Annotated in this window: 18 protein-coding genes; 10 read left to right on the top strand and 8 right to left on the bottom strand. The window is 76.3% G+C overall.

Annotation, left to right across the window (positions count from 1 at the left end; translation table 11 throughout):
• The first annotated feature begins 58 nt into the window (after positions 1-58).
• Together ACZ7JZ_RS11790 and ACZ7JZ_RS11785 are read left to right on the top strand one after the other, a co-directional pair.
• On the top strand, positions 59-568 hold the full coding sequence (locus tag ACZ7JZ_RS11790; protein WP_470936576.1) for a hypothetical protein: 510 nt from the start codon (positions 59-61) through the stop codon (positions 566-568).
• A 362-nt stretch (positions 569-930) separates the two neighbouring features.
• Positions 931-2,847, top strand: coding sequence for a choice-of-anchor R domain-containing protein (locus ACZ7JZ_RS11785; RefSeq protein WP_470936573.1), 1,917 nt, complete (start codon positions 931-933; stop codon positions 2,845-2,847).
• A 69-nt stretch (positions 2,848-2,916) separates the two neighbouring features.
• Here the strand turns inward: ACZ7JZ_RS11785 and ACZ7JZ_RS11780 are convergent, their stop codons facing one another.
• The 3 genes from ACZ7JZ_RS11780 to ACZ7JZ_RS11770 form a co-directional block, all read right to left on the bottom strand.
• On the bottom strand, positions 2,917-3,675 hold the full coding sequence (locus ACZ7JZ_RS11780) for a hypothetical protein (protein WP_470936571.1): 759 nt from the start codon (positions 3,673-3,675) through the stop codon (positions 2,917-2,919).
• A 104-nt stretch (positions 3,676-3,779) separates the two neighbouring features.
• On the bottom strand, positions 3,780-4,034 hold the full coding sequence (locus tag ACZ7JZ_RS11775) for a hypothetical protein (protein ID WP_470936568.1): 255 nt from the start codon (positions 4,032-4,034) through the stop codon (positions 3,780-3,782).
• Between the two features lie 132 nt (positions 4,035-4,166).
• A complete protein-coding gene (locus tag ACZ7JZ_RS11770; protein ID WP_470936565.1) occupies positions 4,167-5,087 on the bottom strand; it encodes a serine hydrolase in 921 nt (306 codons plus the stop codon).
• Positions 5,088-5,297: 210 nt separating this feature from the next.
• Between ACZ7JZ_RS11770 and ACZ7JZ_RS11765 the strand changes: the two genes are divergently transcribed.
• Complete coding sequence (locus ACZ7JZ_RS11765) at positions 5,298-6,149, top strand: alpha/beta fold hydrolase (RefSeq protein WP_470936562.1); 852 nt, start codon at positions 5,298-5,300, stop codon at positions 6,147-6,149.
• A 9-nt stretch (positions 6,150-6,158) separates the two neighbouring features.
• Here ACZ7JZ_RS11765 and ACZ7JZ_RS11760 read toward each other — a convergent pair whose 3' ends face one another.
• The 3 genes from ACZ7JZ_RS11760 to ACZ7JZ_RS11750 all read right to left on the bottom strand — a co-directional run bounded on the left by ACZ7JZ_RS11760 (position 6,159) and on the right by ACZ7JZ_RS11750 (position 8,766).
• Complete coding sequence (locus ACZ7JZ_RS11760; protein ID WP_470936559.1) at positions 6,159-6,314, bottom strand: hypothetical protein; 156 nt, start codon at positions 6,312-6,314, stop codon at positions 6,159-6,161.
• A 106-nt stretch (positions 6,315-6,420) separates the two neighbouring features.
• Positions 6,421-7,647, bottom strand: a complete 1,227-nt coding sequence (locus ACZ7JZ_RS11755) for a cytochrome P450 family protein (protein WP_470936556.1) — start codon at positions 7,645-7,647, stop codon at positions 6,421-6,423.
• A gap of 219 nt (positions 7,648-7,866) precedes the next feature.
• On the bottom strand, positions 7,867-8,766 hold the full coding sequence (locus ACZ7JZ_RS11750; RefSeq protein ID WP_470937398.1) for a LysR family transcriptional regulator ArgP: 900 nt from the start codon (positions 8,764-8,766) through the stop codon (positions 7,867-7,869).
• A gap of 78 nt (positions 8,767-8,844) precedes the next feature.
• On the opposite strand from ACZ7JZ_RS11750, the gene ACZ7JZ_RS11745 reads away from it, so the two are divergent.
• From ACZ7JZ_RS11745 to ACZ7JZ_RS11730, 4 genes are all read left to right on the top strand, one after another.
• Positions 8,845-9,468: a LysE/ArgO family amino acid transporter gene (locus ACZ7JZ_RS11745; protein ID WP_470937395.1), complete on the top strand. Its 624-nt coding sequence runs from the start codon at positions 8,845-8,847 to the stop codon at positions 9,466-9,468.
• A 204-nt stretch (positions 9,469-9,672) separates the two neighbouring features.
• Positions 9,673-11,073, top strand: a complete 1,401-nt coding sequence (locus tag ACZ7JZ_RS11740) for an NADP-dependent succinic semialdehyde dehydrogenase (RefSeq protein ID WP_470936553.1) — start codon at positions 9,673-9,675, stop codon at positions 11,071-11,073.
• Positions 11,074-11,358: 285 nt separating this feature from the next.
• The gene (locus ACZ7JZ_RS11735; protein WP_470936550.1) at positions 11,359-12,159 is read left to right on the top strand and encodes an IclR family transcriptional regulator; all 801 of its coding nucleotides are present in this window, start codon (positions 11,359-11,361) and stop codon (positions 12,157-12,159) included.
• 114 nt (positions 12,160-12,273) lie between these two features.
• Positions 12,274-12,600 carry a putative quinol monooxygenase gene (locus ACZ7JZ_RS11730; protein WP_470936547.1) on the top strand — a complete coding sequence of 109 codons (327 nt, stop codon included), beginning with the start codon at positions 12,274-12,276 and terminating at the stop codon, positions 12,598-12,600.
• A 198-nt stretch (positions 12,601-12,798) separates the two neighbouring features.
• Here the strand turns inward: ACZ7JZ_RS11730 and ACZ7JZ_RS11725 are convergent, their stop codons facing one another.
• Positions 12,799-13,785, bottom strand: coding sequence for a TIGR03619 family F420-dependent LLM class oxidoreductase (locus ACZ7JZ_RS11725; protein ID WP_470936544.1), 987 nt, complete (start codon positions 13,783-13,785; stop codon positions 12,799-12,801).
• Positions 13,786-14,276: 491 nt separating this feature from the next.
• On the opposite strand from ACZ7JZ_RS11725, the gene ACZ7JZ_RS11720 reads away from it, so the two are divergent.
• Entirely contained in the window at positions 14,277-14,990 is a 714-nt protein-coding gene (locus tag ACZ7JZ_RS11720; RefSeq protein WP_470936541.1) for a hypothetical protein, read from the top strand.
• Positions 14,991-15,066: 76 nt separating this feature from the next.
• On the opposite strand, the gene ACZ7JZ_RS11715 is transcribed toward ACZ7JZ_RS11720, so the two are convergent.
• Positions 15,067-16,854: an extracellular catalytic domain type 2 short-chain-length polyhydroxyalkanoate depolymerase gene (locus ACZ7JZ_RS11715; protein ID WP_470936538.1), complete on the bottom strand. Its 1,788-nt coding sequence runs from the start codon at positions 16,852-16,854 to the stop codon at positions 15,067-15,069.
• Positions 16,855-17,132: 278 nt separating this feature from the next.
• Between ACZ7JZ_RS11715 and ACZ7JZ_RS11710 the strand changes: the two genes are divergently transcribed.
• Positions 17,133-17,747 (top strand): TetR/AcrR family transcriptional regulator, encoded by a 615-nt coding sequence (locus tag ACZ7JZ_RS11710; RefSeq protein WP_470936535.1) that lies wholly within the window; start codon positions 17,133-17,135, stop codon positions 17,745-17,747.
• The gene (locus ACZ7JZ_RS11705) at positions 17,731-19,365 is read left to right on the top strand and encodes an isovaleryl-CoA dehydrogenase (RefSeq protein WP_470936532.1); all 1,635 of its coding nucleotides are present in this window, start codon (positions 17,731-17,733) and stop codon (positions 19,363-19,365) included. Before ACZ7JZ_RS11710 ends, ACZ7JZ_RS11705 begins: the two co-directional genes overlap by 17 nt.
• Positions 19,366-19,406: the final 41 nt, after the last annotated feature.

Below are 19,406 nucleotides of genomic sequence, written 5' to 3'. Positions count from 1 at the left end.
CCGCGAGGCCTCCCCGGGCCCTCGTCAGACCCCCACAAGGACGTGTCAGGAGAGCGATATGAGGTACACAGCGAAGCTCGGTACGACCGCGCTCGTCATGGCGGCGACCCTCCTCGGAGGCACGGCCACGGCCACCGCCCTGGCCTCCGGCCCCGCCGCCGACCGCAAGGCCGACGGCGTCATCGTCGTCGCCGGCAGTACCTGTACCTGGACCAACGCGACCACCAGCGCGAACGCCCCCAGCACCCTCACCGTCGACCGCGCCACGGTCAACAGGCCCGGCGGCAACCTGTCCTGCTCCGGCAGCATCACCGCCACCCTCAACAACAACCCGTCGTTCGTCTTCGACGACACCGCGGGCACCGCCCGCACGGAGACCATCGACATCAGCGGCAGCCAGAGCTTCGTCTCCTGCCGCTACAAGGCCACCGGAATCGTCTGGGACCGCGACGGCACCACCCGCAAGTACGCCAACCGGCCCTTCACCGCGGTCAAGACCTCGGGCAGCTTCCTGTGTCCGGGCTCCGTCGCCACGGCGGCGGGCGAGGCCTCGGTCACCTTCCGCTGACCGGCTGACCGGCTGACCGGCTGACCGGCTGACCGGCTGACCGGCTGACCGGCTGACCGGCTGACCGGCTGACCGGCCGGGAGGCCGGGCGTGACCGCCCGGCCGGTGGAACAGCCCCAGCCGTCCGCCGCACCAGGGCGTCCCCCCGCCCCGGTGCGGCGGACCGGGCCCCGTCCGGGCGCATCCGGGACGGGGCCCACGCCGCTCCCGGCCCGCCCCCGTACCCCCGGCCGGGTGAACCCGCCGCGGCATCGGAATGACCATCACACCGGTCCGCGCGCAAACGGCCGTACCGCGGGCAGGGTCCGTGGATGCGCCCTCTTCGCGGTGACGCGCCGCGGTGGACCCGACCCGGTGCCACCGTGCCCGCCACCTACGCCGTCCTGTCGGCCCTGGCCGTCGTGTCCGTGCTCGGCGGACCGGCGCCCCAGCGGGACCGCGAGCGCGAACGGCCCGCGGCCCCCGCCCGCGACGGCCAGCCGCGCCACGAGACCGCGCTGTTCAGCATCAGGGCCGGCAACAACGCCGCCGCGCAGGAGTTCACCGCCCGCGGCCCCCGGCTCTCGCGGGTGGGCCTCTACCTCAGCAGCGGGGCCGCCACCGGCCGCGTCACCGTCCAGGTCCGCACCCGCCGCGCCCGCGCCGAATCCGCCGTCGCCACCGCCACCGCCGACCTGGGCCGCCTCGGCGGCGCCGGCGCGGGCTGGGTCGAGTTCCCCCTCGACGCCCGGCTCACCCCCGGCACCACCTACTACCTGTACGCCCAGGCCTTCGCCGACGGCGACGGACCCGTGGCCTGGCACGGCACCCGCAGCAGCCCACCCGGCGCCCCCACCGCCTGGAACTACGACCAGGCCCACTGGGGCGGCTGGCGCGCCTCGCCCGCCGCACTGGCCTTCCACGTCAACCCCGAGGGCGCCGCCCGCTGCGGGGAGAGCACACCCTGCTACGTACCCGCCGCGGCCGCCGCCGCCCGCACCGCCGGACTCCTCTCCAACCGCACCGCCACCGAGGCCGTACTCCCGCAGTTCGCCGTCGGAGCCGGGTACGTCGAGCGCAGCCACGTCCTGCAACTGCCCTCCGGCCGCTGGCGCTACCTGCCGGAGGGCGCCTCGGAGTCCGTCGTCGTCCCCGCCGGGGACCCCGGGGCCCTGCGGCAGATCGCCGAGACCCGCGCCTGGCTCGACGCCGGAACCGTACCCGGCGGCGCCTCCCGAGAGGCCCGCGCCGCCGCCGGGCGCGCCCTGCTGTCGATGCGCGCCCTGCTGCGCCCCAACGGCGCCTTCGCGGCCGGCTGGTCCCCGCCCTGGCAGTACAACTGGCCCCGCGACTCCAGCTTCGCCGCGGCCGCCTTCGCCCGCACCGGGCACCACGAGGAGGCCCTGCGGATCCTGCGGCACACCGCCGCCACCCAGCGCCCCGACGGCACCTGGGAGGCCCGCACCCGCCTCGACGGATCGGGCCCCCCGGACGGCCGGCCCTGGCAGCTCGACGCCAACGGCTGGGTGCCCTGGGCCGTGTGGCAGTGGCACCGGGCCGCCCCCCGCACCCCCGCGACCGCCGGGCAGCTGCGCTCCCTCTACCCCGCGGTCGCCCGGGCCGCCGACCGCGCGGCCGGCTCCCTCGACCCCCGCGGCCTGCCGCCGGCCTCCCCCGACTACTGGGAGCTCGTCCCGCAGGACGCCACCATCGGCACGGCCGCGCCGCTGCTCTCCGGACTGCACGCCGCCGCCGCCCTGGCCGAGGAGCTGGGCCGGACAGCGGACCGCGACCGCTGGGCCGCCGCGGCCGCCCGGCTCTCGGCGGGCATCGCCGCGCACTTCGCCCCCGTCGGCTACGCGCGCACGCCCGACGGGCTGCACGGCCGCGACAGCGCGGCCGCCTTCATGGCCCCGCCCTTCAACACCGCCCCGCCCGGCCTGCCCGCCGCCCTGGACTCCACCGAGGAGGCCCTGCGGGTGCCCGGCGGCGGCCTGCGGCCCGGCAACGACCCCGGTCAGGGCTGGAACAACACCGCCTGGACGGCCAGTACGACCTTCCTGGCGCTGGCCCGGCTCGGGCTCGGACAGCAGGAGCGCGGCGGGCGGATCCTCGACTGGGTGCTGGCCACCCGCAACTCCCTCGGGGAGTTCCCCGAGACCGTCACCGCCGGCGGCATCCCCTCCGCCGTCACCCCGCTGGGTTGGACGGACGCGCTCGTGCTCATGTCCCTCCTCGCGCGGGACGGCACCCCGCTGCCCACCCCGCCCGCCCCGGGCGCGCCCCGGCTGCTCCCGTAGCGCGCCCGGCTGCTCCCGCAGGCCGCGGGAACCGGCCGCCGCAGGCCCGGCAGGACCAGCCGCGCAGGCTCAGCCGCGCGGCCAGTCGTACACCGTCAGGAGGTGGTCGAGCACGGGCGAGCTGCCCACCGCCACCAGCAGGCAGCAGCCCAGCGCGTCCGCGAAGGTCGCCCCCGGCCGCGAGGCCGCGGGCTGGAGCCGCTCCGCGGAGGTGATCCCGAGCAGCCCGCCCTCCGCGACGGAGTGCCAGACGGAGGAGTACGGGCGGGCCGGGAGCACCAGCTGCGCCGTACGGGCGTGCCCGCCCAGACCCTCGAACTCCAGGGTGAGCTTGACCAGCGGATCCAGCCCGCCCAGCGCCGACCAGGCCGTACCGATGGACAGCCGGGCGCTCGCCTCCGCCGGACCCGCCTCGTCGAGCAGGGCGAAGGCCTCGCGCAGCTGCGGGGCCGGGCCGTACGTACGGCCGTCCTCGTGGACGAGCAGCGCGAGCATCGGCCGCAGCCCCGGAACCGCGTCCCCGCCGCCCGGCACCACCAGCGCCGCCCCGGCCGCCAGGGCCGTGCCCGCCAGGAAGTCCTGCCGCTGGCGCGGCTCGTCGTCGGGCTCGTACTGCCGGCTGCGGGCGATCCGCCCGGGCAGCGCGTTCCCGAAGGGGTCCGGGTACGGCTCCGGGGGAGTGCCCGGCCCCGCCGGGCCGCCGTCGGGCCCCGGCCCGGGACCCGCTGCCTGCGGCCCGCCGGACCCGTGGCCCCCGCGACCGGAGCCGTCCTCCGGCCCCCCGTCCTGTCCGTGCCCCCGGCCCCGCCCCGCCTGCGTGTGCTCCACCGTCGCCCCCAGTGCCGCTCGCCTGCGGCCAGCGTGGCACAGGCGGCGGGCCGCCGGGGGCCGCTTCGCGGCTTCCCACCCGGCCGGGGCGGGGAGCCGGGGACTCAGCCGGGCAGGACCACGCTCGCCGTGGCCGCCACGACCGTCGTCACCGAGCACAGCAGCATGACGGTCCGCACCCGCCGGCCCTCGTCGGAGGCCAGCGCCCCGCGCAGCAGCTCCAGGGCCCGGACCGCCCCGCAGCCCTCCTCCGGACCGGCCTCGGCCGCCTCGCGGAGCAGCGCGCAGCGCGCGCAGTCCTCCCGGTGCGGGTGCTGCCAGTACGCGCCGTCGAGAGCGGCGAACCCCGGTTCTTCCACACCCGGCACAACTGCCCCGCCGCGCCACGGAAACGCGGGGGCGCCCGGTCGAGACCTGATCGGTACCGGACCGGGCGCCCCTGGTGTGTGCGGTACCCCGTGCGCCGCGGGCGCCCCGCGGACGCCGGGCCGCTACTGCTGCGGCACCGGCGGGATGACCTCGGACGGCTTCGTCGTCGGCGTGTAGCGCTGCGGGGCCACCGTGGTCGGCACCAGGGCCTTGTGGATGACCTTGGAGACGGCCTGGATGCTCGCCACGCCGTACTCCATGGAGCTGTTCCCGTGGGTCAGCACCGAGATGTAGTAGTCCTGGCCGCCGCCCTGGAAGGCGCCGACGCTGTGGACCCGCCAGCCGTTCGTGGCGCGCGGCAGCCAGCCGTTCTTGACGTGCACCTTGACCGTGGAAGGGGCTCCGGCCGGGGTGCCCCAGCGCTGCGAGGCCACGACCTTGTTCATGAGCTTGAGGATGTACGCGCGCGCGTTGTCGCTGAGCACCGTGTTCTTCGCGGTGATGAGCGACAGCAACTGCTGCTCGTCGGGCACGGTGATCTGGGTCAGGCCCCAGTAGCCGTTCGCGCCCGGCACGGTGTGCTTCATCCCGGCCGCGGCCAGGAAGCCCTTGATCTTGGTCATCCCCAGCTGGCGCCAGAGCGCCGAGGTGGAGTTGTTGTCCGACTTCGTGATCATCGCGGTCGCGAGCTCGGTCTCGCGCTGCGTCAGGTAGCGGTTCGTCTTCTTCGCGTCCCACAGCAGGGCCGCGAGGACCGTCACCTTCACCACGCTCGCCGAGTCGTACGCCGAGCCCGTGCGGTAGTGGCAGGTCGTCTTGGTCTTCCGGTCGTGCAGGCCGACCGAGATGGCCCCCTTGCGGTTCGCCATCGCGGCCGTGATGTCGCGCTGCAGCTTCGCGGCGAGACCGGCCTTGGCCGAGGTGCAGATGACCGTCGGCGCCGCGGCGGCCGCGGGCGCGGCGGCCGTCGCGAACGGTACGAGCACCCCGGCCGCGACGCCCGCCGACACGATGCGGGCGCGCCGGGATATCCGGTGATTCATGGTGAGGCTTCCCATCCCCTTGGTCCGAAGCGAGTGCGGCCCCGCGCACTCCCCTTCACATGACACGCAAGAGTGCCGGATGGTTGTAGCCGTTACGAAAACGTGTTCGTCAAAGACATGAACGATTGCGAACGTCGCGCAGCCGGTCACGGACGGCGCCGGTGATCCATCCGGTTGCCGCTCCGCCCCCGGGCGCAGATGCTGGGGACCGTGCCCTTCTTCCATTCGTACGACGGAACCCGCCTCGCCTACCGCGAGACCGGCAGCGGCGATCCCGTCCTGTGCATCCCCGGCGGCCCCACCGACTCCGGCTACCTCGGAGACCTCGGCGGCCTGTCCGACGGGCGTCGGCTGATCCTCCTCGACCCGCGCGGAACGGGCGGGTCCGCGATACCCGGGGACGTGGCCAGCTACCGCTGCGACCGGCTCGTCGAGGACGTCGCCGCCCTGCGCGGGCACCTCGGCCTCGCCCGGACGGACGTGCTCGGGCACTCCGCGGGGACGAACGTCGCCGTGCAGTACGCCCTGCGCCACCCCGGCGCCGTCCACCGGCTGGTGCTGGTCACCCCGAGCGCCGCCGCGGTCGGCGTCGAGGTCGAGGGGGAGGCGCGGCGGGCGCTGGCCCGGCAGCGGCGCGACGAGCCCTGGTTCCCGGAGGCCTACGCGGCCCTGGAGGCGCTCACCGAGGGCCGCAGCGCGGACTTCGCGGCCCTCGCCCCCTTCTTCTGGGGCCGCTGGGACGAGGAGGCGCAGCGCCATCCCGCCGCCCGGCCGCCCGCCAATCCGGACGCCGTGCGGTACTTCGCCGCCGAAGGGGCCTTCGACCCGCCCGCGGCGCGCGCGGGCCTGGCCGCGTACCGGTCCCCGGTGTTCGTGCTGGCCGGGGAGTTCGACCTGAACAGCCCGCCGGAGTCGGTGGCGGAGATCGCCGCCCTCTTCCCCGCGGGCGCGGCGGAGTACGCCGTACAGCCCGGCGCGGGCCACTACCCCTGGGTCGACGACCCCGAGCGCTTCGGCAAGGCCGTCGGCTCCTTCCTCGCGGCCTGGCCCGCCCGGCCCTAGGGACAGGCCTCAGGGCTGTTCGTACAACCGGCGCCGCAGGCGCATCAGGGCCGGTACGTCGGCCACTTGGGAGAAGCGCCCCAGCAGTGCGCCCACCCGCGGTTCGTCGCCGCTCTGCACGGCCGCCGCGATGGCGTTGATCAGTTGCTCCAGGTCCTCAGCCACGTGAGATGTATGAACCCGATCCGGCGGCTTCATGCATGTCAGGTGTCGCGCAGGCGGAGGGGAGGGGGGCGGGGTGCGGGCCCCGGGCGGGGCCCGCACCCGCGGCTCAGCCGTGCAGGAGGACCGGCAGGGTCTCGTGCCCGTTGGCGATCATCGACGGCAGGGGGCGCAGTTCCGCCGCGGGGACGGCGAGGGCGATGCCGGGGAAGCGGTCGAAGAGCCGCGGCAGGGCGATCCCGGCCTCCAGGCGGGCCAGTGCGGCACCGAGGCAGTAGTGGGCGCCGTAGCCGAAGGCCACGTGCTCCTTGCTCGCGCGGGTGAGGTCGAAGGTGTCCGCGGTGGGGCCGTGCAGGGCCGGGTGGCGGCCCACCGCCCCGTACGACGCGATGATCGCCTCCCCGGCCCGGATGGTGAGCGCGTCCGACACGGGGATGTCCTCGATCGCGAAGCGCATCGGCACGTGGGCGATGGGCGCCTGGAAGCGCAGGGTCTCCTCGACGGCCTGGTCCCAGCCGGCCTCGCCGGAGCGCAGCAGGGCGAGCTGCGCGGGGTGGTCGAGGAGGGCGGTGACGGCCTGGTCGAGGAGGTTGACCGTGGTCTCGTACCCGGCGCTGATCACCAGGAGGAGGCTGTCGAGGAGCTCCTGCTCGGTGAGGGCGCTGCCGTCGCCCTCGGTGTCGCGGGCGGAGACGAGCAGCGAGGTCAGGTCGTCGGCGGGCTCGGCGCGCTTGTCCTTCACCAGGTCGGTGAGGACGGTGTACAGGTTCTGCATGTTCGCCGTGGCCTGCTCGGCGCTCAGGGTGGTGTCGAAGACCGCGTCCACCAGCGACCGGAAGGCCCGCTGGACCTCCTCCGGGAGGCCCATCAGCTTGCCGAGCACCCGGATCGGCAGCGGGAAGGCGAGTGCCTCGCGCAGGTCGACGACCGCCCCGCGCGGCTGCTCCGCCAGCTGCGCCAGGAGGCCGTCGGTGACCTCCTCGATGTGCGGGCCGAGGGCGTTGATGCGGCGGACGGCGAAGGCGGGGGCGACCAGGCGGCGCAGCCGCTGGTGCTCGGCGCCGTGCGCGGTGAACATGTTGGAGACGCCGACCCAGGACTCCAGCGGCCAGACGCCCACGATCCGGTCGGGGAAGAGCGGCCAGTGCCGCTTGGCGTCCTTCGACACCCGGGGATCCGTCAACAGGCTCTTGAGCAGGGCGGGTTCGCTGACGGACCAGGCTTCCACGCCGAGGACGTCGACCCGGGTGAGCGCGCCGCGCTCGCGCAGCGCCGCGTGCTCGGCGAGCCGGTCGGCGCCCTGCGGGTCGAGTATCAGCGGCTGCTCGCGGTCCATACGGCCTCCTGGGGCGGACGCAGAAAGGGGTGGGGGGCGGACGGGCAGCGGAGCCCGGCCCCCCGGGCCCGGCACGGTCCGCAGGCGGTCGGTGACATCCTGTCAGTGATCTTGGAACCAGGGAAGCGGCAGGGGTTTCGGCCCCCGGCGCGGGGGCGGTTTCCGGCCACTGCGGGCCGGCCTGCGGGCCGGCCTGCGGCGGTGCGGACCGGCGGCGGCTCAAGGGGTGTGCAGGGCCTGCGCCGCCGCGGCCGCGACCGCCCGGGCCACCGCGGACAGGGCGGGGGAGTCCAGCTTCCACTGCTGCCAGAACAGCGCTACGTCCACGGGCCGTTCGGGATCCAGGCAGACCAGCTCCCCCGCGGCGATCAGCGGCCGGGCCTGCGGCTCGGGGACCAGGCCCCAGCCCAGCCCGGCGGCCACCGCCTCCGCGAAACTCTGCGAGGCGGGGATCAGGTGCCGCACGGGGCTCGCGCCTCGCCCGCCCCCGGTCAGCTCCCGGACGAACGCGTCCTGCAGCTCGTCCCGCCGGTCGAAGACCACCACCGGCGCGTGCGGCAGGCAGTCGGAGAGCGGGCCGCCCAGGTACCGCGCGGCGAACTCGGGACGCGCCGCCGGCAGGTACCGGGCCCGGCCGAGCCGCCGTACGGAACACCCCGCCACCGGGTCCGGTGAGGAGGTGACCGCCGCCAGGACCCGGCCCTCCCGCAGCAGCGAGGTGGTGTGCGCCTCGTCCTCGCGGTGCAGCTCGAAGCAGACCGGCGGCTCCTGCGGGACCCCGCCGAGCGCGGGCAGGAACCAGGTCGCCAGGGAGTCCGCGTTGACCGCGATCGGCAGCCGCACCGGCCCCTGCGCACCGTCCAGCCCCAGCTCCGTACGGGCGTCCCGCTCCAACCGCGCCAGCTGCCGCGCGAACCGGACCACGACCTGTCCGGAATCCGTCGGGCGGACCGGCTTCGTCCGCATCAGCAGCACCCGGCCCGTGCGCTGCTCCAGCGCCTTGACCCGCTGGCTCACCGCGGACGGCGTCACGTGCAGGGCCGCGGCCGCGGCGTCGAAAGTGCCCTCGTCCACCACGGCCAGCAGGGTGCGGACCTGGTCCAGCGGCAGCTCGTCCATCATGAACGTAAGCGTAGCTAATGACCCCTAAGAATCCTTAGCTGTACTGATGAGATGCAGGTCAGTACGGTCGAGAGCATGAACAACGGCATCCCCGCGGCGGCCCTCGCCGGATTCGGCACCGGACTCACCCTCATCGTCGCCATCGGCGCCCAGAACGCCTTCGTGCTCCGCCAGGGCGCCCGCCGCCACGCCGTCCTCGCCGTGGTCGCCATCTGCGCGGTCTCCGACGCCGCGCTCATCGCCCTCGGCGTCGCGGGGGTCGGCGCCGCCGTCACCGCCTGGCCCGCCGCACTCACCGCCGTCGGCATCGCGGGCGGCGCCTTCCTCATCGGGTACGGACTGCTCGCCGCCCGCCGGGTGCTGCGCCCCGGCCCCGGCGGCGGCCTCAGTGCCGACGGTCCGGCCGCCGGCTCCGCCCGCGCCGCCGTCCTCACCTGCCTGGCCATGACCTGGCTCAACCCCCACGTCTACCTCGACACCGTCCTCCTCGTGGGCTCCCTGGCCTCCGACCGCGGCGACCTGCGCTGGGCCTTCGGCGCGGGCGCCGCAGCCGCCAGCCTGACCTGGTTCACCGCCCTCGGCTTCGGGGCCCGGCTGCTCACCGGCCTGCTGTCCCGCCCCGCGGCCTGGCGGGTCCTCGACGGCCTGGTCGCCGCCACGATGCTCGCCATGGGAGGCCTCCTGCTCGCGGGCGCGTGACCGGCGGCTCCTCTGCGCGTCCGCACGGCGGGGAGCCCGCCGCCGCAACCCCTCCCCGCAGGCCCGGGCCCCCGCCCGCGCCCGTACCCCCGCCTTGCGGAGCGGGCGCGGCGGCCGCAGGGTCGAAGGGTGGCCCGACCGGTCGGCGACCGGCCGCCGGGCGGGCCCCGGCCCCTGCCCGGCCCACCCGCGGAGGACCCTCCCATGGCCATCGCCACCGTGAACCCGACCACCGGCGAGACCCTGCGCACCTACGAGGCGCACGGCCCGCAGGAGGTCGAGGACCGCCTCGCCGAGGCCGAGGCCGCGTACCGGACCTACCGCACCACGTCCTTCGCCGAGCGGGCCGCCCTCCTCCAGCGCGCCGCCGGCCTGCTGGAGGACGACCTCGAAGAGATCGCGCGCACCATGACCACCGAGATGGGCAAACCCCTCGCGGCGGCCCGAGCCGAGGCCGCCAAGTGCGTCAAGTCCATGCGCTGGTACGCCGTACACGCCGAATCCCTCCTCGCCGACGAGCAGCCGTCCGCCGCCGACGCGGCCGACTCCGGGGCCTCCGCGGTCCTCACGCGCTACCGGCCGCTGGGCGTCGTCCTCGCCGTCATGCCGTGGAACTTCCCGCTCTGGCAGGTGGTGCGCTTCGCCGCACCCGCGCTCATGGCCGGCAACACCGGCCTGCTCAAACACGCGTCGAACGTCCCCCAGACCGCGCTCTACCTGGGCGACCTCTTCCACCGGGCCGGCTTCCCCCGGGGCTGCTTCCAGACCCTCCTGATCGGGTCCGGGGCCGTCGAGGCGGTCCTGCGCGACCGCCGGGTGGCCGCCGCCACCCTCACCGGCAGCGAACCAGCGGGCCGCGCGGTGGCCGCCGCGGCCGGGGACGAGGTCAAGAAGACCGTGCTGGAACTCGGCGGCAGCGACCCCTTCGTCGTCATGCCCTCCGCGGACGTCGAGCGGGCCGCCCGCACCGCCGTCACCGCCCGGGTGCAGAACAACGGCCAGTCCTGCATCGCCGCCAAGCGGTTCATCGTCCACGCCGACGTGTACGACGAGTTCGCCGGCCACTTCACCGCGGGCATGGCCGCGCTGAAGGTCGGCGACCCGATGGCCGAGGGCACGGACGTCGGCCCCCTCGCCACCGAACAGGGCCGCGCCGACCTGGAGGAGCTCGTCGACGACGCGGTGGACAAGGGCGCCGTGGTGCTGTGCGGGGGCCGGCGGCCGGGGGCCTTCCCGCAGGGCTGGTTCTACGAGCCGACCGTCCTGGCCGCCCTCACCCCCGAGATGCGCATCGACCAGGAGGAGGCCTTCGGCCCGGTGGCCACCCTCTACCGCGTCGACAGCCTCGACGCGGCCGTGGAGCGCGCCAACCACACGCCGTTCGGCCTGAGTTCCAACGTCTGGACCCGCGACGGGGCCGAGACCGCCCGCTTCGCCCGCGACCTGGAGGCGGGCGGCGTCTTCTTCAACGGCATGACCGCCTCCCACCCCGCCCTCCCCTTCGGCGGCACCAAGCGCTCCGGCTACGGCCGCGAACTCTCCGGCCACGGCATCCGCGAGTTCTGCAACATCACCACGATCTGGCACGGCCCGACAGACTCTTAAGCCCGGGTCCGCCCGGCCCGGCAGCCGTGCCCTGCCCGGCCTGCCTGGCCAGCCTGCCTCGCGCGGCCCGACCCGCCCGCCTCGCGCGGCCCGACCCGCCTGACCCGCCCGGCCCGCTTCGCCTGGCAGCCCCGCCTTTCCCGGCCCAGCCCGGCCTGGGGCCAGGGCCGGGGCCGGGGCGGGCCCCGGGTACGCTCGAAGGCCCTCCGCACGCCTTCGCGCGCCTCCTCCGCCGCGTCCCCGCCCGTGTCCGCCTCCCTCGCCAGCCACCGGGATATCCGCCCCATGCCGCCTACCGGACCACCGCCTGCCGGACCGCTCTCCGGCCCGCCGCCCACCAGGGCCTCCTCCGGGCCCCAGTCCGTCGAGCGGGCCCTCGCCGTGCTCGACGCCGTGGCCGACGCGCCGGGGCCGGTCGGGGCCAGGGCGCTCGCCCGCGCCGCGGACTGCTCGCCCTCCACCGTGTACCACCTCCTGAGCGCCCTCACCGCCCGCGGCCTCCTCGTCCGCACGGCCCGCGGCTACGCGCCCGGACCCCGTGTCCCCGCCCTGCACCGCGGGTTCCACCGGCACGCGGGCACCGCCCCGGGTACCGCCGAACTGCTGTCCCGGCTGCGCCGCGCCACCGGAGCCGAGGCGTACCACACCGTCTACCGGGCCGGGCTCGTCACGGTCGTCGACACCACCGCCCCCGTCACCGACACCGCGAACCCCTTCACCCCGGGCCAGGACGCCCGCGCCCACGCCACCGCGCACGGCAAGGCCCTGCTGGCCGCCCTCCCGCGGGCCGCCCGCCGCCGCTACCTCTCCGACCACGGCATGGCCCGGCTCACCGAGCGCACCATCACCGGTGCCGAGCGCATGGAAGCGGAGCTGGCGCGGGTCCGGGCCCTCGGGTACGCCGTCTCGATCGGCGAAGCCGACCCGGCGTACACGTGCCTCGCCGTCGCCCTCCCCGGCGACCCGGAAGGGCCTGCGGGGGACGCCGTCCACGCGCTGTCGGTGTCCCTCCCCACCGCCGGCTTCCGCACCCGGCAGGCCGAGATCTGCGAGGCCGTCACCCGCGCCGCGGCGGGCCGCCTCTAGCACTGGCATCGCCGGACCCGACCCGCACCCGGACAGTGGGCTGGTTTTCCGGCTCTGCCGGAATCCGGGGGCGCGCCGCGTGCGGCGGGCGGTCCGGTCCGGGACCCTGCACCCATGATCTTCATCGCCGTACGCTTCCAGGTCCGCCCCGAGCACAGCGAGGGCTGGCTCGACCTCGTCGGCCCCTTCACCCGGGCCACCCGCGAGGAACCGGGCAACCTCTTCTTCGACTGGTCCCGCAGTGTCGAGGACCCGCACCACTACACGCTGCTCGAAGCCTTCGCCGATGCTGAGGCGGGGGCGGTCCACGTGGCCTCGGACCACTTCGCGGCCGGCCTGGAGGCCATGGCGGGCGCCATCGCCGCCACCCCCGAGATCATCAACGTGGAGGTCCCGGGCCGGGGCTGGAACGCCATGGCGGAACTGGCCCCGCGCCACTGACCCCGTCCCCGGGCTCCGCCCCGAACCCCGTCTCCGTGCGCTCCGCGCCCGGTGCGCCCAATCGCCGCGCGGGCTTGGTCTTCGCTCCCGTCGACTGCTTCGTGCGGCCACGTGGAGGCTCGATCGGCGCCGGCGAAATCCAGCCTCGCCGGCGTTTGAGGCGCGGGGTCTGGGGCGGGCCCCAGTTCGGGAAGGGACTCACCCCGCCCGTACCAGTTCCAAGACCTTCAGGCCCTGCGCCAACGCCTCCACCGGCTCCGCCACCCCCTGCTGGAAGTCCAGGAAGCAGCACTCCGCCCCACCCTCCCGCACGCCCGCCACCACCCGCGCCACCGCCTCCACCGCTTCCCCCGGCTTCGCGTTGTACCGCACGTACCGCCGCAGCCCGTCCGGATCCCGCCCGGCCTCCTCCGCGGACCGCCGCGCCAGCGCCCACAGGGGGCCCTCCGCCTCCGGCGGCAGGACCACGCCCGCCCATCCGGCCGCCCGCCGCCCGATCCTCCGCATCGCGGCCGCCCCGAAGCCGCCCAGCAGTACCGGCGGCCCGCCGGACTGCACCGGCCGCAGGCCCACGTACGACGGCGGGATCGACCAGTGCTCCCCCTCATGGGCGAACACCTCCCCGGACCCCCCGCCCCCGCCCCAGTACCCGTCCAGTACGTCGAGCAGCTCGTCCAGCCGCACCCCCCGCCGCCCGAACTCGGCGTTCACCGCGCGGTACTCGTCGCGCATCCAGCCGATCCCGAGCCCGGCGTCCAGCCGGCCGCCGCTCACCTGGTCGAGGGAGGTCAGCGACCGGGCCAGCAGCAGCGGCGGGTACCAGGGCGCGGTCAGGGTGCTGGTCCCCAGCCGGATGCGGGTGGTGGCCGCGGCGGCCACCGTCAGGACGGTCAGCGGGTCGAGGAAGGTCCGGTACCCCTCGGGGTACGGATCCTCCGGCGTGTGCCCCGGATACAGGTCCGCCGGGGCGACCGGCGCCAGCGCCCGGTCCCCGACCCACAGCGAGCCGAACCCGGCCGCCTCCGCCTCGCGCGCGAAGCCGGCGATCACCTCGGGCCGGGCATGGGTCCCGTACTGCGGCAGCGCGATGCCGATCTGCATATCCGTCTCCCTCTCCGTCCCCGTGTCGACATCCGTCTGCGCGGCGCGCGCCGGCGCGGGGTCCGTCACGGCGGCAGGGGTCATCGGGCCATTGTGGGCGCGCAACCTTCCCAGGACACGGGCGACTTGACATAGTGGCGAACGGAGCGGGTGAAACGGCGCGCCCGCCCCGCGGCCTCCCGGCAGCCTTCCGCGGCCCGCGCGGGCGGGGCCGATCCGCCGGGAAACGGGCCCCCGGTGGGCGCGGGCCGTTGACAGCCACGGCTGTGACGTGCGAAAAAGGCGGCTTGACCGGTAGTCGGGCGGACCGTCGGCAGTCGGCGCCCACGGCGCCCGGACCCGCCCGGAAGAGCCGGTCGAGCACGGCGCCGGCCGGCAGCCCGCGCGGCATCCGCCGCCCTGCCAGACCCGCCCGCGAGCGCGGCGGCCGCACACCGGCACCCGCCGCTCACGACCACCAGCCAGCCACATCCGCCAGCCCCTATCCGCTCTCAGCACCCGGCACCCGTGAAGACCCGCCACCACCTCCCAGCACATCAGCACACCTCGACGCAGCAGCGAAACGGACGGCTCCCTTGACCCTCATCCCCGGCTCCCGCGTGCCCGGGCGGACGTGGACGGTCCGGCTGACCGGGCACACCGATCACAGCGTCTCCGTCACGTGCAGCACCCAGGCCTGCCGCATGCCCCCGCGCTCGCGCGACACCGCGGCCATGCGCCGCTTCGCGGCCGAGCACGCCCGCGCCCACGCCCGCCTGGCCGTCGTACGCCCCAACGCCGCATGCGCCTGCCGGGCCGCCCAGTGCGCGCTGCACGAGGCCGTGCGCACCGACTGCACCGGCTCGGTCCTGCTCGTGCTGGTGCACAACCCGGCCGTCGGCCAGGTGTGGACCCTCGCCGAGATGTGCCAGGGCTGCGCCCCCCTCATCCCGAACGCCTCCGTGCTGGCGAGCGCCGCCCGCCAGGCGGCGACCACCCGCCCGGCCGCCGGTGCGGCCCCGGGCGGACTGCCCGCGCAGGACGGGCCCGGCGGCACGCCGGCACCGGTGCGGCCCGTGGTGGCGGGCGGCTTCTCCTCGCCCGAGGCGGCCCCGGAAGCCGTACCGCGCCGCCGCCCGCAGGGCCGGTCCGGCCGCGGGGGTGCCGGTGGCGGCCGCGGCGGCTGGGGCGGCGGAGGCGGCCGCTCCGGCAGCGGGGGCGGAAACGGCAGCGGCGGCAAGAACGGCAAGGGCGGCGGCGGGGGGAACGGCGGGACCGGCGGCCGCGGAGGCCGCGGCGGCGGCCGCTGACCCCGCAGCCGGACCGGCCCCCGGCACTCCCGCCCGCCCCAGGCCGTCCCACCCCGCCCGGCCCGCCGCCGGCCCGCTAGCGGTACTCCACCGTCAGCGTGGCCGGCGCGTCCCGGTTCACGAACAGGTACGCGGTCGCCGTCTGCGGCTGCTCGAACCGCAGCCGGACCTGCACGGTGCCCCCGTGGTTCAGCGCGGCCAGCCCCGCGGCCGACAGGTCGCCCGAGGCCTGCGCCCCCGAGGCGAAGGCCGCGACCGCGGCGGCGCCGGGAGCGGCTGCCGCCGCGCCCCAGTCGGAGGCCTCCAGCGCGCATCCGCCGAGGCAGCCGGCCGCCACGTCGAGCAGCAGCCGGTTCCCGGCGGGGCCGGACCACGGGTCCCCCGAGCCCCCGCTGCGGGTCAGCGTCACGTACGCGCGGACGGCCTGCCGGCCCGCCGGGAGCGCCGAGGTGTCGAAGGACAGCACGGTCCGGTTGTGCCGGCCGTCCGTGCCGCGGCCCAGGGCCAGCCCGTACAGGTCCTCGTACGGGCCCACGGCCGCGCCGGAACCGTCGGCGGCGGCCTTCACGTACCCGTCGCGGGCGTCCTCGCTCGGCAGGACCACCCGGTCCGGCACGGGTCCGCCGCCCGTGCCGCCTCCCAGGGCCCGGACCATGTTCATGACCGTCTCGATCTGGCGGCCGCCGTGCCGGGCGTGGTCGGCGTCCCCGAGGTAGCCCCACCAGTTCCAGCAGCCGTTGGGGTTGTCGGCGGTCGCGGTCGGCACCGCCTGCGGGTACAGGACCACCAGGCCGTTGGTGTCGGCGTACTCGTTGAGGTGCGCCAGCTCGATGAAGCGGGTGCCGAAGCCCTGGTACGAGACGCCCTGCTTGCAGCCGTGCAGGGCGACGAGGAGCCGGCAGGGGGCGCCCTGCGCGCAGGACCGGGGCACGTACGCGTACCCCTTCCCGTCCATCGAGAGCGGGCCGGCCTGCCCGCCGGGCGCGTACCGGTTCTGGTCGAAGCGGACCAGTGTGCCCGCCGGGGCGGCGGCCGGTCCGGCGACCGGGCCGAGCAGGTGCCCGAGCAGGTCGCGCGGGGCGTCGAAACCGCAGTCGTTGATCCAGGGGTGCTGGGTGGCCGTACAGGAGCCGGGGCCCAGCGGGCTGATCCAGGCGTGCCCGGCCGCCGTACCGCGGTCGTACCGCACCCGGGCGCCGAACCGCCCGTAGAAGGCGGCGAGCGCATCGGCCACGGGCCGTCTGACGGTCGTGTCCCCGGAGCCGCTGAACACGTACACCGGATCCCCGTCGAGCCCGGCCACCGGGTCGACCAGCCCGCGCGCCGACCAGTCGCGGGCGGTGGCCTCCAGGGCGTCGAGCCGCAGGTCCTGGGCGGTGTCCATACAGGCGTACAGGGCCGTGTACAGGTCCCCGCGCGCGCAGCCGTACGGGCCGGAGGCGAAGACCCCGGACCCGCCGAAGGTCCCCGAGTAGGCCACGTGCAGCTGCGTGGCCATGTATCCGCCGGAGGACACGCCCGCGCTGTACACGCCCCGGATGTCGAGGCGGCCGAGCTCCCCGTCCACGGGGGCCGGTGCCGCGGCCGCCGCGGCGGCGGCCGTACGGCCGGGGGAGTCCGGCCCGGCGACGGCGGGCGCGCCCGCGGCCGGCAGCAGCTGGACCGCGGCGGCGAGCAGGGCCACGGCGGCCGCCCGGCGCAGCCCGCGCCTGCGCGGCGGGCGGGGCGGCCGGGTGAGGGCGCGCGGGGCCACTGCGGTCGTCGGGGCCGCGGGCGCGGCCGCGGCGCGCGCGGTACGCGCGGACGGTGCCGATCGCAGGACTCCCAGCACGCGCCGGGTTCGCGGGTCCTTCTGGACTGTCATGGGCACTCCGTAAGAGAGGTGTGGGGGCGTGGGGGGAGGTGGGGGAGGCCGCGACCGCGGACGGGCGGCCCCCGGGACGCTAGGTCCGCGCCCGGCCCCTGCCTATGGGGTCCGCCGCCACAAACAGGGGCCCCGCACTGTGACCCGCCCGCCCGCCCGGCCCCCGGTCCGGCCCGCTGCCCCGGGCCCACTCCGGCCCTGCGCGCCCCCGGCCGCCACCGGCCCCAACCACCCCCCCAGGTCTGGCTGAAGCACTGAATCGGTGCTTCAATCCTTCCGTGCCCTACCGCCGACCCCCCGCCGTCCAGGCCCGTCTCGACGCCCGTCGCGGCACGGTCCTCGAGGCCGCCGTCCGCCTCCTGTCCCGCGAGGGGTACGCCGGCTGCTCGGTCGCCGCCATCGCGGCCGAGGCCGGGATCTCCACCGGCAGCGTCTACCAGTCGTTCTCCGGCAAGTCCGAACTGGCCGCGGCCCTCTTCCGGACCCTCGCGGCCCGCGAGGTGGAGGCCGTGGCGGAGGCGGCCGCCCGCCCCGGCACCGCGGCCGCAGCGGCGGCCCGCGCCGTCGAGGTGTTCGCCGTCCGCGCCCTCCAGGCCCCGCGCCGGGCCTTCGCCCTGCTCGCCGAGCCCGCGGACCCCGCCGTGGACACCGAGCGGCTCGTCTTCCGCCGCGCCTTCCGCGACGTGTTCGCCGAGCGGATCGCGGCCGGGGTCGCCTGCGGCGAACTCCCGTCGCAGGCACCCGAACTGACCGCGGCCGCCCTCGTCGGAGCCATCGCGGAGGCCCTCGTCGGGCCGCTCGCCGACGGGGACGCCGCCCCCGGGGAACTCGTCCCCGCCCTGACCGCCTTCACCCTGCGAGCCCTCGGAGTACCCGATGCACCGGACGCATGAGGTCACCAACCAGGTACCGCCCCACCACGGGCACGACGCCGCGGCCGACCCGGCCCTGCTGGAGGCCGTGGCCCGGGAGGGCGCCGCCTGGGCCCTGCCCGAGCTGCGCGCGCTCGGCGTCCTGGCCGGTTCCGAGGAGGCCGCCGAATGGGGCCGCCTCGCCAACGAGAACCCGCCCGTCCTGCGCACCCACGACCGCTACGGCCACCGCATCGACGAGGTCGAGTTCCACCCGCACTGGCACCGCCTGATGCGCACGGCCGTCGAGAACGGGCTGCACGCCGCACCCTGGCGGGAGGACCGGCCCGGCGCCCACACCGCCCGCGCCGCGAAGTTCTACGTCTGGGGCCAGGTCGAGGCCGGGCACTCCTGCCCGGTGTCCATGACCTACGCCGCCGTGCCCGCCCTGCGCGCCGCGCCCGCGCTCGCCGGCCGCCTGGAACCGCTGCTGGCCTCCCGCACGTACGACTACGGGCTGCGCGAGCCCGGCACCAAGCAGGGCCTGATCGCGGGCATGTCGATGACCGAGAAACAGGGCGGCTCGGACGTCCGCGCCAACACCACCGCCGCGGTCCCGGCCGCCGACGGCACGTACCGGCTCACCGGGCACAAGTGGTTCACCTCCGCCCCGATGTCCGACCTCTTCCTCACCCTCGCCCAGGCCCCCGGCGGACTGTCCTGCTTCATGCTGCCGAGGGTCCTGCCCGACGGCAGCCGCAACCGCCTCCACCTCCAGCGGCTCAAGGACAAGCTCGGCAACCGCTCCAACGCCTCCGCCGAGATCGAGTACGACGAGGCCGTCGGCTGGCTCGTCGGCGAGGAGGGCCGCGGGGTCGCGACCATCATCGAGATGGTCAACATGACCCGCCTGGACTGCGTGCTCGGCGGGGCCTCCGGAATGCGCCTGGGCACCGTACGGGCCCTCCACCACGCCACGCACCGGCGGGCGTTCGGGAAGGCCCTCGCGGACCAGCCGCTCATGCGCAACGTGCTCGCGGACCTGGCCCTGGAGTCCGAGGCCGCCACCGCCGTCGCCCTGCGCCTGGCCGGGGCCACCGACCGGGCCGCAGCCGGGGACCGCGGCGAGGCGCTGCTGCGCCGGCTCGCGCTGGCCGCCACCAAGTACTGGGTGTGCAAGCGGGCCCCCGCGCACGCCGCCGAAGCCCTCGAATGCCTCGGCGGCAACGGCTACATCGAGGACTCCGGGATGCCGCGCCTGTACCGCGAGGCGCCCCTGTCCTCGATCTGGGAGGGCTCCGGGAACGTGGCCGCCCTGGACGCGCTGCGGGCGATGGCCCGTCAGCCGGAGGCGGTGGAGGCCTACTTCGCGGAGGTCTCCCTGGCCGCCGGGGCCGACCGGCACCTCGACGCGGCCGTGGCCGGACTGCGCAAGCAGCTGTCCGACCCGGCCGAAACCGAGTACAGGGCACGGCAGTTGACCGAGACCCTGGCCCTCGTCCTGCAGGGCTCCCTGCTCCAGCGGCACGCGCCCGCCGCCGTGGCCGACGCCTTCTGCGCCTCCCGGCTGGGCGGCGGGCACGGGAACGCCTTCGGCACCCTGCCCACCGGCGTGGACACCGCGGCCATCCTGGACAGGGCCCGCACCGAGGTGCTGTGACGGTACGTCAGCCCCGTCGTACCCCGCCGGCCGCGGCCGGC

The sequence above is a fragment of the Streptomyces sp. NPDC038213 genome (assembly GCF_055600495.1).
The sequence above is the reverse complement of the archived record's forward strand: the minus strand, read 5'-3'. Positions and strand labels throughout refer to the sequence as shown.

What these genes read in the sequence shown, in the direction of transcription:
- ACZ7JZ_RS11790 (WP_470936576.1), top strand. Translation starts at nt 59, where the DNA reads ATGAGGTACACAGCGAAGCTCGGTACGACCGCGCTCGTCATGGCGGCG.
- ACZ7JZ_RS11770 (WP_470936565.1), bottom strand. Translation starts at nt 5,087, where the DNA reads ATGAATCACCGGATATCCCGGCGCGCCCGCATCGTGTCGGCGGGCGTC.
- ACZ7JZ_RS11755 (WP_470936556.1), bottom strand. Translation starts at nt 7,647, where the DNA reads ATGGACCGCGAGCAGCCGCTGATACTCGACCCGCAGGGCGCCGACCGG.
- ACZ7JZ_RS11750 (WP_470937398.1), bottom strand. Translation starts at nt 8,766, where the DNA reads ATGGACGAGCTGCCGCTGGACCAGGTCCGCACCCTGCTGGCCGTGGTG.
- ACZ7JZ_RS11745 (WP_470937395.1), top strand. Translation starts at nt 8,845, where the DNA reads ATGAACAACGGCATCCCCGCGGCGGCCCTCGCCGGATTCGGCACCGGA.
- ACZ7JZ_RS11740 (WP_470936553.1), top strand. Translation starts at nt 9,673, where the DNA reads ATGGCCATCGCCACCGTGAACCCGACCACCGGCGAGACCCTGCGCACC.
- ACZ7JZ_RS11735 (WP_470936550.1), top strand. Translation starts at nt 11,359, where the DNA reads ATGCCGCCTACCGGACCACCGCCTGCCGGACCGCTCTCCGGCCCGCCG.
- ACZ7JZ_RS11730 (WP_470936547.1), top strand. Translation starts at nt 12,274, where the DNA reads ATGATCTTCATCGCCGTACGCTTCCAGGTCCGCCCCGAGCACAGCGAG.
- ACZ7JZ_RS11725 (WP_470936544.1), bottom strand. Translation starts at nt 13,785, where the DNA reads ATGACCCCTGCCGCCGTGACGGACCCCGCGCCGGCGCGCGCCGCGCAG.
- ACZ7JZ_RS11715 (WP_470936538.1), bottom strand. Translation starts at nt 16,854, where the DNA reads ATGACAGTCCAGAAGGACCCGCGAACCCGGCGCGTGCTGGGAGTCCTG.
- ACZ7JZ_RS11705 (WP_470936532.1), top strand. Translation starts at nt 17,731, where the DNA reads ATGCACCGGACGCATGAGGTCACCAACCAGGTACCGCCCCACCACGGG.